Genomic DNA, 13,293 nt, shown 5'->3' with positions numbered 1-13,293 from the left:
CCAAGACCGCGACTGCCCGGGACTCCGGTCCCGGGCAACTTTTTAACGGATACGCGAAGACGCGCCGATTTCTGCACCAGGACGAAGCGGACCGCGGAGCCGCGTGTCCGACAGGTGACGGCAGGCCGGGGAGGCAAGAATGGCTACTGTGAACACCCGCAAGCTGGCGCGTGCCATGCTCACGCCTTCGGTGGTCATCCTGTTCATCTGGATGATCGTCCCCCTGGTACTGACACTCTGGTATTCGTTCCAGACCTACAATCTCCTGAACCCGGCCACTAACGGGTTCGCGGGCCTGACGAACTACAAGTACTTCCTCACCGATCCAGCGTTCTTCCAGGCCTTCGCCAATACGCTGATCCTGACGCTTTCCGTCCTGGCGATCACCGTCGTCGGGGGTATCCTGCTGGCCCTCCTGCTCGATCAGTTCATCTACGGGCAGGGCATTGTCCGCATCCTCGTGATCTCGCCGTTCTTCATCATGCCGACCGTCGCCGCCCTGGTGTGGAAGAACATGCTGATGGATCCGAACTACGGCATCTTCGCCTGGATCGCGACCCGTTTCGGCATCGCGCCGATCGCTTGGTTGCAGGACTATCCGCTTTTCTCGATCATCCTGATCGTCGCCTGGCAATGGCTGCCCTTTGCGACGCTGATCCTGCTGACGGCGCTGCAATCGCTCGACGAGGAGCAGAAGGAGGCGGCCGGCATGGACGGCGCCGGGTTCCTCAGCCTTTTCGCCTTCATCACGCTGCCGCATCTGGCGCGGGCGATCACGGTCGTCATCCTGATCGAGACGATCTTCCTGCTCTCCGTCTTTGCCGAGATCCTGGTGACCACCAGCGGCGGACCGGGCTACGCATCCACCAACATCGCCTACCTGATCTATCACCAGGCCCTTCTCGACTACGACGTTGGCGGCGCTTCCGCAGGCGGCGTGGTGGCCGTCATCCTGGCCAACATCGTCGCCTTCTTCCTCGTCCGCATTGTCGGCAAAAATCTCGACGCGTGAGGAGAGAAAACCATGGCACGCGCCATCAGCCCGCAGAAGAAATGGACCTTCACGATCCTCGCCTGGATCGTGGCGCTGATCCTCTTCTTCCCGATCCTCTGGACCATCCTGACCGCCTTCAAGAGCGAGGGCGACGCCATCCTGTTCCCGCCGGCATTTCTACCGCCGCACTGGACGCTGGAGAACTTCTTCGAGGTCCAGGCGCGCTCGGACTATTTCAAGCACTTCTTCAACTCGGTCATCATCGCGGTCGGCTCCAGCCTTCTCGGCCTCGTCATCGCGGTTCCGGCCGCCTGGTCGATGGCGTTCGCGCCGGCGAAGCGGACCAAGGACATCTTGATGTGGATGCTCTCCACCAAGATGATGCCGGCCGTGGGCGTGCTGGTGCCGATCTACCTGATCTTCAAGAATCTGGGCCTGCTCGATACGGTATGGGGCCTGACCGGCATCCTGATGCTGATCAACCTGCCGATCATGATCTGGATGCTCTACACCTATTTCAAAGAGATTCCGGTCGACATCCTCGAAGCCTCGCGGATGGACGGCGCCGTGCTGTGGAAGGAAATCGTCTTCGTCCTCCTTCCGCTGGCGGTTCCGGGGATTGCCTCGACGATGCTGCTCAACATCATTCTCGCCTGGAACGAAGCGTTCTGGACGCTGAACCTGTCGGCTTCCAAGGCGGCACCGCTGACGGCCTTCATCGCCTCCTATTCGAGCCCCGAGGGCCTGTTCTGGGCCAAGCTCTCCGCTGCCTCGACCCTCGCTATCGCGCCGATCCTGGTGCTCGGCTGGTTCAGCCAGAAGCAACTCGTGCGCGGCCTCACTTTCGGCGCGGTCAAGTAGCCGCCTATTCGGGAACCAAGATCATGGGAAAGATCGAGCTCGTCGGCGTCGAAAAGGCCTTCGGCAACGTCCATGTCATCAAGAATGTCGACCTGGAGGTCGAGGATGGCGAGTTCGTCGTCTTCGTCGGACCCTCGGGCTGCGGAAAGTCGACGCTGCTGCGCCTCATCGCTGGGCTGGAAGATACGACGGGCGGCCGGATCCTGATCGACGGCGTCGACGTCTCCAACACGCCGCCGGCCAAGCGCGGCCTCTCCATGGTGTTCCAGTCCTATGCGCTCTATCCGCATATGAGCGTGCGCTCCAATATCGGCTTCGGCCTGCGCATGGCCGGCATGCCGAAGGACGAGCGCAACAAGAAGGTGGAGGCGGCCGCCGCCGTGCTCAACCTGACCGCCTATCTCGACCGTCGGCCGGGCCAGCTTTCCGGCGGCCAGCGCCAGCGCGTCGCTATCGGCCGTGCCATCGTGCGCGAGCCGAAGGCCTTCCTGTTCGACGAGCCGCTCTCCAATCTCGATGCGGCGCTGCGTGTCAATATGCGCCTCGAAATCGCCCGGCTGCAGGACAGCCTCGGCACCACGGCGATCTATGTGACGCATGACCAGATCGAGGCCATGACGCTGGCCGACAAGATCGTCGTGCTCTCGGCGGGAAGCATCGAGCAGGTCGGATCGCCGCTCGAACTCTATGACCACCCGAATAATCTCTTCGTCGCCGGCTTCATCGGCTCGCCGAAGATGAACTTCGTTACCGGCCCGGCGGCCGAACAGCGCGGCGCCACGACGATCGGCATCCGGCCGGAGCACATGGGCGCCTCGGTCACGGCAGGCGAATGGTCTGGAACGGTCAGCGTCGCCGAGCATGTCGGCTCGGATACGTTCCTCTATGTCACTGTTCCGGGCGTCGGCGACATCACCATGCGCGCGGTTGGAGAATTTTCGCTCAAGCCCGGTGAGACCGTCTATCTCACGCCCGATCCCGCGCGGATTCATCGCTTCGACCGCGAAGGCCAGGCCATTTCCCGTCCATCCTGACCGCGTCTTGCCGACAGGTCCAGGACGGGCCCGCATTAAAGGAGTTGCCATCATGTATCTGGAGAAGTTTCGTGTCGGCGGTCAGGTCGCGCTGGTAACCGGCGGCGGCCAAGCGATCGGCCTCGCCTCGGTCGAGGCGCTGGCCGAGGCTGGCGCCAAGGTGATCATCGCCGACCGCGACGCCGGCATCGCCGAAAAGGGCCGCGACGCCATGAAGGCCAAGGGCTACGACGTCGACATCTCGATCATGGACGTGACCAGTTCGGCGCGCGTCACCGAGGTCGCCGATGAGGTCGTGAAGAAGCACGGCAAGATCGACATTCTCGTCAACAATGCCGGCATCGCCCGCAGCGAGACGCCGGCCGAGACGGTCACGGACGAGCATTGGCTGAACGTCATCGACGTCAATCTGAATGGTACCTTCTGGTGCTGCCGCGCGTTCGGCAATCACATGCTGAAGGCCGGTTCGGGCAAGATCGTCAATATCGGCTCGATGTCGGGTTTCATCGTCAACAAGCCTCAGGAGCAGGCGTTCTACAACGCCTCCAAGGCGGCCGTGCATCACTTGACCAAATCGCTGGCCGCCGAATGGGGCGCGCGCGGCGTCCGCGTCAATGCCGTGGCGCCGACCTATATCAACACGCCGCTCAATGCCTTCGTGAAGAAGAACCCGACGATGTGGGATGCCTGGATCGGCGGCACGCCGATGGGCCGCATGGGCGAGGTCGAGGAAATCGCCTCGGTCGTCCTGTTCCTTGCCAGCGAAGCGGCCAGCCTCATGACCGGCTCCGTTGTCGTCGTGGATGGCGGCTACACCTGCTGGTAGCCAAACGAAAGAGGGGCCGGCTGGGCCGACCCCTCGAACTGCATAGCTTCGACGTGTACGCTCGTCAGGCCCGGTCGACGGTCTTCTTGACGGCGTCCTTGGCCTTGCCGACCGCCTGCTGCGTCTCGCCCTTGATCTCCTGCACGACGCCTTCGGCCTCGAGCTTCTCGGAGCCGACGGCGCGGCCGACGCCCTGCTTCACGTTGCCCACTGCCTCGTTGGTAACGCCCTTGATCTTGTCGGTGGTGCTGCCCATTGGAGCCTCCTGTTAGCGTTGTGGAACACGTCTTAACAATGGCCGCCCGAGGCAGTGGTTCCGGGCCGTCGCGCTTTTCGCCACTGTGACGAACGTCACACCCACGGCATCCCGATTGCAGCGATCGGCTCATCGGATCGTCGGCCGGGCTCAACTCACGGATCCGGCGGCGTTTTTCCCGATGGAACGATCGCAGTCCCTTATTCGGAGCCGGGCGAAAATACCTGCTTGTCAGGGATAGGGCGCCGCCACTTCACCGTCTATTCTGGAACGGGTGCCCGGCAGGTCCGTTGGCTTTCCGACGCCGCGCAACCGGCATAGCGAGTTGAAGTTCAGGTACGGGCCATGAACATAAAGATCGACAATCCTGCAACCAACTGGTCGGCCGAAGCTACGATCCTCGTGGTCGAAGACGAGCCCATCGTGCGCATGCTTGTCGTCGATCAGCTCGATGACCTCGGCTTTCGCACCGTCGAGGCACAGGACGCATCCGAGGCGCTAGCCCTGCTTCGCCGTGGCGACCGGTTCGACCTGATGCTGACGGATGTCGGCCTTCCGGGCATGGACGGCCGGGAACTGGCCGAGGTAGCGCGAGGCCTGCAGCCGGATCTCAAGGTGCTGTTCGCGACCGGTTATTCCGGAAGTGACACAAGCGCGCTCGGACTCCCGGCGCGCGGCATGGACCTCGTGGGAAAGCCTATCGAGATGGACGAACTCGCCCGGCGAATCCGTCTGCTTCTTGAGGGGTAGGGGCGGCGCGAACCGCGCCGCCGGCAGGATGACGCTCAGGAAACCTGCACTTCCTCGCCATCCTGGCTCCACCGCGTATGGAACTTGCCCGGCTTGTCGAGACGGGCATAGGTGTGCGCGCCAAAATAGTCGCGCAGGCCCTGCAGCAGATTGGCGGGGCCGCGCGCGCGGCGCAGGCCGTCATAATAGGCGAGCGACGACGAGAAGGCCGGCACCGGAATGCCGTTTTCGATGGCGAGCCCGACGACCTTGCGCCAGCTCGGCTCGGCCTTCGTGACCGCGTCGCGGAAATAATCCTGCAGGATAAGGTTCGACCCGCCGGCGCCGGAGCGATAGGCCTCGCGGATGCGGTTCAGGAAGCGGGCGCGGATGATGCAGCCGCCGCGCCAGATGGTCGCCAGTTCGTCGAGCTTCAGATCCCAGCCATATTGCTTGGCGGCAACCGCGAGCTGCTCGAACCCCTGCGCATAGGCCACGATCTTGGAGGCGAACAGCGCATCGCGGATCGCGTCGATATCGGCGGCTGTCGGCGTCCGGACCGGGACCGGGGCATGCGGCAGCAGCTTTTCCGATTCCGCGCGCTCGGCGCGGCGCGCCGACAGGGCGCGGGCAAACACCGCCTCGGTGATCGAGGTGAGCGGAATGCCGAGATCGAGCGCCGATTGCGCCGTCCAGCGGCCGGTGCCCTTCTGCTCGGCTTCATCGACAATCGAATCAACGAGCGGCTTGCCCGTCGAGTCGATCTTGCTGAGCACGTCGGAGGTGATCTCGATCAGATAGGAGTTCAGCTCACCCTTGTTCCATTCCGCGAATATCTCGGCAATGGCAGGCGCCTCAAGGCCATAGACCGTCTTGAACAGATCATAGGCCTCGGTGATGAGCTGCATGTCGGCATATTCGATGCCGTTATGGACCATCTTGACGAAATGGCCGGAGCCCTCGGTGCCGATATAGGTGCAGCACGGCTCGCCATCGACCTGCGCCGCCATCTTGGTCACGATCGGCTCGATGCGGGCATAGGCCTCGCGCGTGCCACCCGGCATCATGCTGGGGCCTTCCAGCGCACCTTCCTCGCCGCCCGAAACGCCCATGCCGATGAAGCGCAGCTTCTTTTCGGTCAGATAGTGGAAGCGGCGATTGGTGTCGGTGAACAGCGAATTGCCCCCATCGATGATGATGTCGCCTTCATCGAGATGCGGGATTAGTTCCTCGATCACCTCATCGACCGGCTGGCCGGCCTTGACCATGATGATGATCGGGCGCGGCCGCGCGATCGAAGCGACGAAATCGGCGATCTCCTTGGACGGCGAGAACCGGCCCTCCGAGCCGAATTGCGAGATGAGTTCGTCCGTCCGCTCGCCATGCCGGTTGAACACCGCGACGCCAAAGCCCTTGCGGGCGGCATTGCGCGCGAGATTCGCACCCATGACGGCCAAACCGAGTACGCCGATATCCGCCAGTTCCGTCATGTCGCTACCCTCCATCGCGGGAATGAGTCCGAAAATTCGGCCGGACCTTACAACGGCGCGGCGTGCCGGGCTATCCGGATTGAACCGAGTGAAACGATCGTGAAGGGCAGAAGCCGCATCGCCGGGAAATGTTCGCGGGGGTCGGTGAAGAAAAGGAGCCACCGACGTGTCACAGACCGCCTCGCCATTTCGTCTTAGCCGCGTCAACCCGATGGAGACGTTTCATGTCCGAACGACTGAGCTTCTATGGCGCCGCCCCGGAGGCGGTTAAGGCGATGCTGGCGGTTAGCCAGTATGTCGGCCAATCTTCGATCGAGCACAGCCTCGCCGAGTTGGTGAAAATCCGCGCTTCGCAGATCAATGGCTGTGCCAATTGCCTGCATATGCATACGGAAGACGCCCGCAAGGCCGGCGAGAGCGAAGAGCGGATCTACCTTCTGTCCGCCTGGCGTGAATCGCAGCTCTATACGCCGCGCGAGAAGGCGGCTCTCGCCTGGACCGAGGCATTGACGCTCCTGCCGCAGAACGGGGCGAGCGATGCGGACTATGCCCTGCTCGCGGAGCACTTCTCCCCGCGCGAGCAGGTCGACCTGTCGCTGGCGATCGCCGTGATCAACAGCTGGAACCGGCTTGCGGTCGGCTTCCGGACGGTGCATCCGAACGATGTCAGGGGATCGGCGCGGGCTGCGGCTTGATGCAGAAGAGATCATGAGCGAAGCGTCGGCCACCGAATTCGAGCAGTATCGTCCGTTCCTGACGGGCCTTGCCTATCGCATGCTCGGTTCGTTCGCCGACGCGCAGGATATCGTCCAGGATGCATTCCTGCGCTGGTACCATACGTCTCCGATGGATATCGCGAACCGGCGCAGTTGGCTCGCGACCGTGGTGACGCGATTGTGCCTCGATTGGCTCGGCTCGGCCCGGGTTCGGCGGGAAGCCTATGTCGGCCCGTGGCTGCCGGATCCGGTCGTCGAGACGCTTCCCGCAACGCTCACGCCCGAGGAGCGTATCGACGCCCCCGTGGCGCTGATGCTGGCCCTGGAACGCCTCTCGCCGCTGGAGCGTGCGGCGTTCGTCCTGCACGATCTCCTCGACATGGAACTGCCCGACCTGGCCGACGCGCTGCAGCGCAGTCCCCCGGCGTGCCGGCAATTGCTGGTACGTGCCCGCAGCCATGTCGGCGAGGTGAAGGCGCGCTATCCGGTTGCGCCTGAGGAGGGCCAGCGCGTCGCCGCTGCCTTCTTCGAGGCGATCCGGACAGGGAATGTCGAGCCGCTGCGCGATCTCCTCGCCCAATCTGCCATCCTCCACAACGATGGAGGGGGCAAAGTCGTGGCGACGCTCAATCCCATCGTAGGCGGCGACAGGATCTTCCGGTTCTTCCGCGGCATCACGGGCAAGCATCCCGAGGGACCACGAACCTGGTCCGGTCCGCTACTCGTCTCGGGTCTGCCAGGCTATGTCTCCATTGACCCGGCCGGCATCCTGCAGACGACGAGTTTCGCCATCGAGGACGGACGCATCGTCGCAATCTATATTGTGAGAAACCCCGACAAGCTGTCCGGTCTTGCCGGGTTTGCCACGCTGCCGGTCGGCAAGGCGGCATGAAAAAGGGCGCCCGGAGGCGCCCTTCCTGTCGATTTCGGTTGGATCACTCCGTCTTCAGCGGCACCTTCGGTACCAGGCCGCCGCGCTTCGGCGGGGTCTTCGGAGCCGCCACCGCCTTGCTCGCCGTTGTCGCCGCCTTGCGCTTCGGCCTTGCGGCCTTGGCTTTCGGCTCTTCTGGCTCGGGCTTCGGCGTTACCGGGCCGTCCTCGATCGGATCGAGGTGCAGCACGTCGCCGCCATCTTCGCCCTTCACCACCGTGATCTTGACCGTTCCGCCCTTCTTCAGCTTCCCGAACAGGACCTCATCCGCCAGCGGCTGCTTGATGTATTGCTGGATGATGCGGCCGAGCGGGCGGGCGCCCATCTGGCGGTCGTAACCCTTCTTGGCGAGCCAATCGATCGACTCGGGCGAGAGATCGAAGGTGACGCCGCGATCGGCGAGCTGGGCCTCGAGCTGCAGCACGAATTTCTGCACCACCGAATGCACGATCTCGATCGGCAGATTGCCGAACTGCACGATCGCGTCGAGGCGGTTGCGGAATTCCGGCGCGAACAGGCGGTTGATCGCCTCCTGGTCGTCCGGATCGCGCACCGAATTTCCGAAGCCGATGTTCGGCTTGGCGAGGTCGGCGGCGCCGGCATTGGTCGTCATGATCAGGACGACATTGCGGAAATCGACCTGCTTGCCGTTGTGGTCGGTCAGCTTGCCGTGGTCCATGACCTGAAGAAGGATGTTGAACAGGTCCGGATGCGCCTTCTCGATCTCGTCGAGCAGCAGCACGCAATGCGGATGCTGGTCGACGCCGTCGGTCAAAAGGCCGCCCTGGTCGAAGCCGACATAGCCGGGCGGCGCGCCGATCAGTCGCGAGACTGTGTGGCGCTCCATATATTCCGACATGTCGAAGCGGATCAGCTCGACGCCGAGGCTGGCGGCCAACTGCTTGGCCACTTCGGTCTTGCCGACGCCGGTCGGGCCGGCGAAGAGATAGGAGCCGATCGGCTTTTCGGGTTCGCGCAGACCGGCCCGGGCGAGCTTGATCGCCGAAGTGACCTGCTCGATCGCCTTGTCCTGGCCGTAGACGACCCGCTTCAGCGTCGTTTCCAGCGAACGCAGGACCTCGGCGTCGTTCTTAGACACGGTCTTGGGCGGGATCCGCGCCATGGTGGCGATCGTGTCCTCGATCTCCTTGACGCCGATCGTCTTCTTCCGCCGGCCCTCTGGCACGAGCATCTGCGAGGCGCCGGTTTCGTCGATTACGTCGATCGCCTTGTCCGGCAGCTTGCGGTCATGGATATAGCGCGCCGACAGTTCCACCGCCGACTTGATCGCGTCATTGGTATAGCGAACGCGGTGGAAGTCCTCGAAATAGGGCTTGAGGCCCTTCAGGATCTCGATCGCGTCGGGGATCGTCGGCTCGTTGACGTCGATCTTCTGGAAGCGCCGCACCAGGGCACGGTCCTTTTCGAAGAACTGGCGATATTCCTTGTAGGTGGTCGAGCCGATGCAGCGGATCGCGCCGGAGGCGAGCGCCGGCTTCAGCAGGTTCGAGGCGTCCATCGCCCCGCCCGAGGTGGCGCCGGCGCCGATCACCGTATGGATCTCGTCGATGAACAGGATCGAGCCCGGATAGTCCTCGATCTCCTTGACGACCTGCTTCAGCCGCTCCTCGAAATCGCCGCGATAGCGCGTTCCAGCGAGCAGCGTGCCCATGTCGAGCGAAAAGATGGTCGAACCGGCGAGAACGTCCGGCACGTCGCCCTCGACGATGCGCTTGGCAAGCCCTTCCGCGATCGCCGTCTTGCCGACGCCCGGGTCGCCGACGAAGAGCGGATTGTTCTTCTGGCGGCGGCAGAGGATCTGGATCGTGCGGGAAATCTCGGTGTCGCGGCCGATCAGGGGGTCGATCTTACCCTTCTTGGCCTTCTCGTTCAGATTGACGCAATAGGCCTCGAGCGCGTCGGCCTTCTTCTTGCTGCCGTCCTCGCGGCTTTCGACCGTCGCCGCGTCATCATCGACGCCGCGCACCGGCCGGCTCTCGCTCATCCCGGCCCGCTTGGCGATGCCATGCGAGATATAGTTGACCGCGTCATAGCGCGTCATGTCCTGCTCCTGCAGGAAATAGGCGGCATGGCTCTCGCGCTCGGCGAAAATGGCGACGAGCACGTTGGCGCCGGTCACTTCCTCGCGGCCGGACGACTGGACATGGATGACAGCGCGCTGGATCACGCGCTGGAAGCCGGCGGTCGGCTTCGAATCTTCTTCGGGGCCGCGGGCAAGATTGGCGAGTTCGGTGTCGATATAGTCGACGAGGCTGCGCTTCAGCACGTCGAGATCGACATTGCAGGCGCGCATGACGGCGGCCGCGTCCTGATCTTCGATCAGGGCGAGGAGGAGATGCTCGAGCGTGGCATATTCCTGATGGCGCTCGTTCGCGAGAGCGAGGGCCTGGTGGAGTGCCTTTTCGAGGCTGCGGGAGAATGACGGCACGTTAGGACCTCACTTCCTTTCCATCACGCATTGCAGCGGATGCTGGTGCTTGCGGGCGAAATCCATCACCTGCGTGACCTTGGTCTCGGCCACTTCAAAGGTGAAGACTCCACACTCCCCCATGCCATGCTGATGCACATGCAGCATGATCTGCGTCGCTTCCTCCCGGTTCTTGTTGAAGAACCGTTCCAGGACGTGCACCACGAACTCCATCGGCGTGTAATCGTCGTTGAGCAGGAGCACGCGGTAGAGGTTCGGCCGCTTGGTCTTCGGCCGGACTTTGGTGGCGATGCCGATGCCGGAATCGCCGTCGTCAGATCGACGGATGTCTTTGCTCATCGGAACCTGGTCGCACGTCGCAGAAGGGAATCCTGCCGATAATCTCGCTGCAGCGCAATCGCTTAGTTTGACGATTTGACGACCATGCACCGGGAGGGGGCGGTAGGGGTTGTGAAGAGCTATATGGGATGGGCATTCCGCGTTGGGAAGGGCTTCGCCTGAACCGCATTCCTTTGGGCGTTGCGGCCGGCCTATGCGTTGGCGATCGCGTGGAAATAGCTGCCCGAAACGAGGCCGCGCCGGCCGCCTTCGGGACCGAGGGCTTCGCCGCGCGCATCCTGCAGGAAGGCGAAAGGCGCGTCGCCGCCGCGTTCGACCAGCACCGAATAGTGGAATTCGTGGCCGCGAAGGATCGTGCCGGCCTGCCCCAGGATGCCGTCGCCGGAAAGCGTCGCCACGCGGTAGCCGAGATGGAGACGGCGCTCGGCAAAGCTCGTGACGTGGTCGAGCAGCCCGGCCATGGTGTGGCGGACGCCGTCCGCATCGACGAGCGCGCGACCGAGCACCATGTGGCCGCCGCATTCGCCATGCACCGGCCGGGCCTCGGCGAAGCGGCGCAGGCCGCCGAGAAAGGTTTCGGCCGAAGCGATACGGGCGGCGTGAAGCTCCGGATAGCCGCCGGGCAGCCAGCAGGCATCGCAATTCGATGGGGGCGCTTCGTCCGCCAGCGGTGAGAACGGAACGAGGCGTGCGCCCGCCGCGCGCCAGCCGGCGATCACATGCGGATAGAGGAAGGAGAAGGCGGCATCCGAGGCGAGCGCGATGCGCTGTCCTGGCGGTGGCAGGGCGGGCGCGGCGGGAGAGGCATCGGCGAGGGCCGGCGGCAGGGCCAGCGCGGCGATGGCGTCGAGATCGCAGTGACGCTCGATGCTGTCGGCGATCCTGGCGATCGTGGCGCCGATCGCCGCATCCTCGCCGGCCTGCACGAGGCCCAGATGCCGCTCCGGCAGTTGCAGGTCGGCCTGGCGCGGCAAGGCGCCGAGCACGGGCAATCCGATCGCACCCACGGCTTCCTCGACTAGCCGCCGGTGCCGCTCGCTGCCGACGCGGTTCAGGATGACGCCGGCAACACGGACATCGGGATCATGCAGCATCATGCCGCGGAGAATCGCCGCGACGGTCTGTGACTGGCCGGAGACGTCATGGACCAGGATGACGGGCAAGCGGAATCGGGCGGCGAGATCGGCCGTCGAGCCGCGCCGGCCCGGCGGGCCGCTGACCCCGTCGAAGAGGCCGAGCGCGCCTTCGATCAAAAGAAGGTCGGCATCTTGCGACGATAACTGAAGCAGGCCGTCCAGCAGCGGGGGGGCCATCGCCCAGCTATCGAGATTGAAGCTCGGCGCGCCGCTCGCCGCGGCATGGAAGGCGGGATCGATATAGTCGGGGCCGCTCTTGGCGCCCCGGACGCGCATGCCCCGTCGCGCCAGTGCCGCGAGAATGCCGGTCGCGACCACCGTCTTGCCGGACGAGGACCGCACGGCCGAAAGCACGACGCCGCGCGCGCTCACTTTGTTCCGCCGCCACGGAACTGCCGGACATAGTCGGGCCGGTAGAGCGCGCTTTCGGCGAAATCGCCGCCGCCCAGTGCCGGGCCGACCAGCACCAGCGCGCTGCGGGAAATCTCCAGCCCCTCGATCGAGCCCGCCAGCGCACCCAGCGTCGTGCGCACGATGCGCTCGTCGGGCCAGGAAGCGCGGAAGACGATCGCCGCCGGGCAATCCGGGCCATAGAAGGGCAGCAATTCGCGCTCGATCCGGTCCAGCGCCTGCACGGCCAGGTGGATCGCCAGCGTCGTGCCCGTCGCGGCAAAGGCGGCCAGCGTCTCGCCTTCCGGCATTTTCGAGGCGCGGCCCGAAATTCGGGTCAGCACCAAGCTCTGCGCCACTTCCGGCACGGTCAATTCGCGCCCCAGCGAGGCGGCGGCGGCGGCGAAGGCGGGAACGCCCGGCGTCAGCGTATAGGGAATGCCGTGCTTCTCCAGCCGGCGGATCTGCTCGGCGAGCGCGCTATAGATGGAAAGATCGCCCGAATGCAGCCGCGCCACGTCGAGCCCGGCTGCATGGGCGGCGACATATTCCGCCTCGATCGCGTCGAGGTCGAGCGGCGCCGTGTCGACCAGCCTTGCATGCGGTGGGCACCAGGCGAGCACCTCCTTCGCCACGGTCGATCCGGCATAGAGGCAGACCGGCGAGCGCTCCAGAATATCGCGGCCGCGAACCGTGATGAGGTCGGCGGCGCCGGGGCCCGCGCCGATGAAATGCACGCTCACTTGTCGGTTCCGGCAGGAGGATCGCTCTGGGCGAGCGCGCAGGTCGCCGCCCCGGATACGCGCCGGGCGACGATGAGCCGCGACGCCTCGCCGGCCGCCGCCAGCGCCGAGGCTTCGGCGACGGATGGAACCTTGAACAGGGCCACGACGCGCTCGGAACGGGTTACGGTTCGTTCTCCCGCTTTTTGGAGGCGATCGGATGGAACCAGCACCAAAGGGCGCTGCAGCCGTTCCGCCGCCTCGACGATGCCGGCCTCGCCACCTTTTTCCGCCGGGGCGGCGAGCCAATCGAGCGCGGCAGCGGCCAGATGCGCTTCGTCCAGCGCCGCGCCGATGGCCGCGAGCACGTCGCTGGCCGCGGCGCCCTTGCGGCAGCCGATTCCGGCGACGATCATGGCC

The 13,293-nt window shown here is 64.7% G+C and carries 14 protein-coding genes; 7 read left to right on the top strand and 7 right to left on the bottom strand.

The window, feature by feature from the left end:
- Positions 1 to 139: 139 nt before the first annotated feature.
- From OSH05_RS06180 to OSH05_RS06165, 4 genes are read left to right on the top strand one after another with little or no spacing between them, the layout of a single operon-like run.
- Positions 140 to 1,012 (top strand): carbohydrate ABC transporter permease, encoded by an 873-nt coding sequence (locus tag OSH05_RS06180; protein WP_104217077.1) that lies wholly within the window; start codon positions 140 to 142, stop codon positions 1,010 to 1,012.
- A gap of 12 nt (positions 1,013 to 1,024) precedes the next feature.
- Positions 1,025 to 1,855, top strand: coding sequence for a carbohydrate ABC transporter permease (locus OSH05_RS06175; RefSeq protein WP_104217078.1), 831 nt, complete (start codon positions 1,025 to 1,027; stop codon positions 1,853 to 1,855).
- A gap of 23 nt (positions 1,856 to 1,878) precedes the next feature.
- Positions 1,879 to 2,889: an ABC transporter ATP-binding protein gene (locus OSH05_RS06170; RefSeq protein ID WP_104217079.1), complete on the top strand. Its 1,011-nt coding sequence runs from the start codon at positions 1,879 to 1,881 to the stop codon at positions 2,887 to 2,889.
- A gap of 52 nt (positions 2,890 to 2,941) precedes the next feature.
- Positions 2,942 to 3,715 carry an SDR family NAD(P)-dependent oxidoreductase gene (locus OSH05_RS06165; protein ID WP_104217080.1) on the top strand — a complete coding sequence of 258 codons (774 nt, stop codon included), beginning with the start codon at positions 2,942 to 2,944 and terminating at the stop codon, positions 3,713 to 3,715.
- A 64-nt stretch (positions 3,716 to 3,779) separates the two neighbouring features.
- On the opposite strand, the gene OSH05_RS06160 is transcribed toward OSH05_RS06165, so the two are convergent.
- Positions 3,780 to 3,971, bottom strand: a complete 192-nt coding sequence (locus tag OSH05_RS06160; protein ID WP_104217081.1) for a CsbD family protein — start codon at positions 3,969 to 3,971, stop codon at positions 3,780 to 3,782.
- Between the two features lie 345 nt (positions 3,972 to 4,316).
- Here OSH05_RS06160 and OSH05_RS06155 point away from each other — a divergent pair, with 345 nt between their 5' ends.
- Complete coding sequence (locus OSH05_RS06155; protein ID WP_104217082.1) at positions 4,317 to 4,721, top strand: response regulator; 405 nt, start codon at positions 4,317 to 4,319, stop codon at positions 4,719 to 4,721.
- Positions 4,722 to 4,756: 35 nt separating this feature from the next.
- On the opposite strand, the gene gndA is transcribed toward OSH05_RS06155, so the two are convergent.
- Entirely contained in the window at positions 4,757 to 6,190 is a 1,434-nt protein-coding gene (gndA, locus tag OSH05_RS06150; RefSeq protein ID WP_104217083.1) for an NADP-dependent phosphogluconate dehydrogenase, read from the bottom strand.
- A gap of 224 nt (positions 6,191 to 6,414) precedes the next feature.
- Here gndA and OSH05_RS06145 point away from each other — a divergent pair, with 224 nt between their 5' ends.
- Positions 6,415 to 6,885, top strand: coding sequence for a carboxymuconolactone decarboxylase family protein (locus OSH05_RS06145; protein WP_104217084.1), 471 nt, complete (start codon positions 6,415 to 6,417; stop codon positions 6,883 to 6,885).
- 13 nt (positions 6,886 to 6,898) lie between these two features.
- Positions 6,899 to 7,798, top strand: coding sequence for a sigma-70 family RNA polymerase sigma factor (locus tag OSH05_RS06140; RefSeq protein WP_104217085.1), 900 nt, complete (start codon positions 6,899 to 6,901; stop codon positions 7,796 to 7,798).
- Positions 7,799 to 7,841: 43 nt separating this feature from the next.
- Here OSH05_RS06140 and clpA read toward each other — a convergent pair whose 3' ends face one another.
- The 5 genes from clpA to OSH05_RS06115 form a co-directional block, all read right to left on the bottom strand.
- Positions 7,842 to 10,286 carry an ATP-dependent Clp protease ATP-binding subunit ClpA gene (gene clpA, locus OSH05_RS06135; protein ID WP_104217086.1) on the bottom strand — a complete coding sequence of 815 codons (2,445 nt, stop codon included), beginning with the start codon at positions 10,284 to 10,286 and terminating at the stop codon, positions 7,842 to 7,844.
- 9 nt (positions 10,287 to 10,295) lie between these two features.
- Positions 10,296 to 10,625 (bottom strand): ATP-dependent Clp protease adapter ClpS, encoded by a 330-nt coding sequence (clpS, locus tag OSH05_RS06130; RefSeq protein ID WP_104217087.1) that lies wholly within the window; start codon positions 10,623 to 10,625, stop codon positions 10,296 to 10,298.
- 191 nt (positions 10,626 to 10,816) lie between these two features.
- Positions 10,817 to 12,133 carry a cobyrinate a,c-diamide synthase gene (locus OSH05_RS06125; RefSeq protein WP_104217088.1) on the bottom strand — a complete coding sequence of 439 codons (1,317 nt, stop codon included), beginning with the start codon at positions 12,131 to 12,133 and terminating at the stop codon, positions 10,817 to 10,819.
- Positions 12,130 to 12,894, bottom strand: a complete 765-nt coding sequence (cobM, locus tag OSH05_RS06120) for a precorrin-4 C(11)-methyltransferase (protein ID WP_104217089.1) — start codon at positions 12,892 to 12,894, stop codon at positions 12,130 to 12,132. Before cobM ends, OSH05_RS06125 begins: the two co-directional genes overlap by 4 nt.
- Positions 12,891 to 13,289 (bottom strand): cobalamin biosynthesis protein, encoded by a 399-nt coding sequence (locus tag OSH05_RS06115; protein ID WP_104217090.1) that lies wholly within the window; start codon positions 13,287 to 13,289, stop codon positions 12,891 to 12,893. Before OSH05_RS06115 ends, cobM begins: the two co-directional genes overlap by 4 nt.
- Positions 13,290 to 13,293: the final 4 nt, after the last annotated feature.

The sequence above is a fragment of the Kaistia algarum genome, from assembly GCF_026343945.1.
Taxonomy (GTDB): domain Bacteria; phylum Pseudomonadota; class Alphaproteobacteria; order Rhizobiales; family Kaistiaceae; genus Kaistia; species Kaistia algarum.
This window is presented reverse-complemented; position numbering and strand designations above follow the sequence as displayed.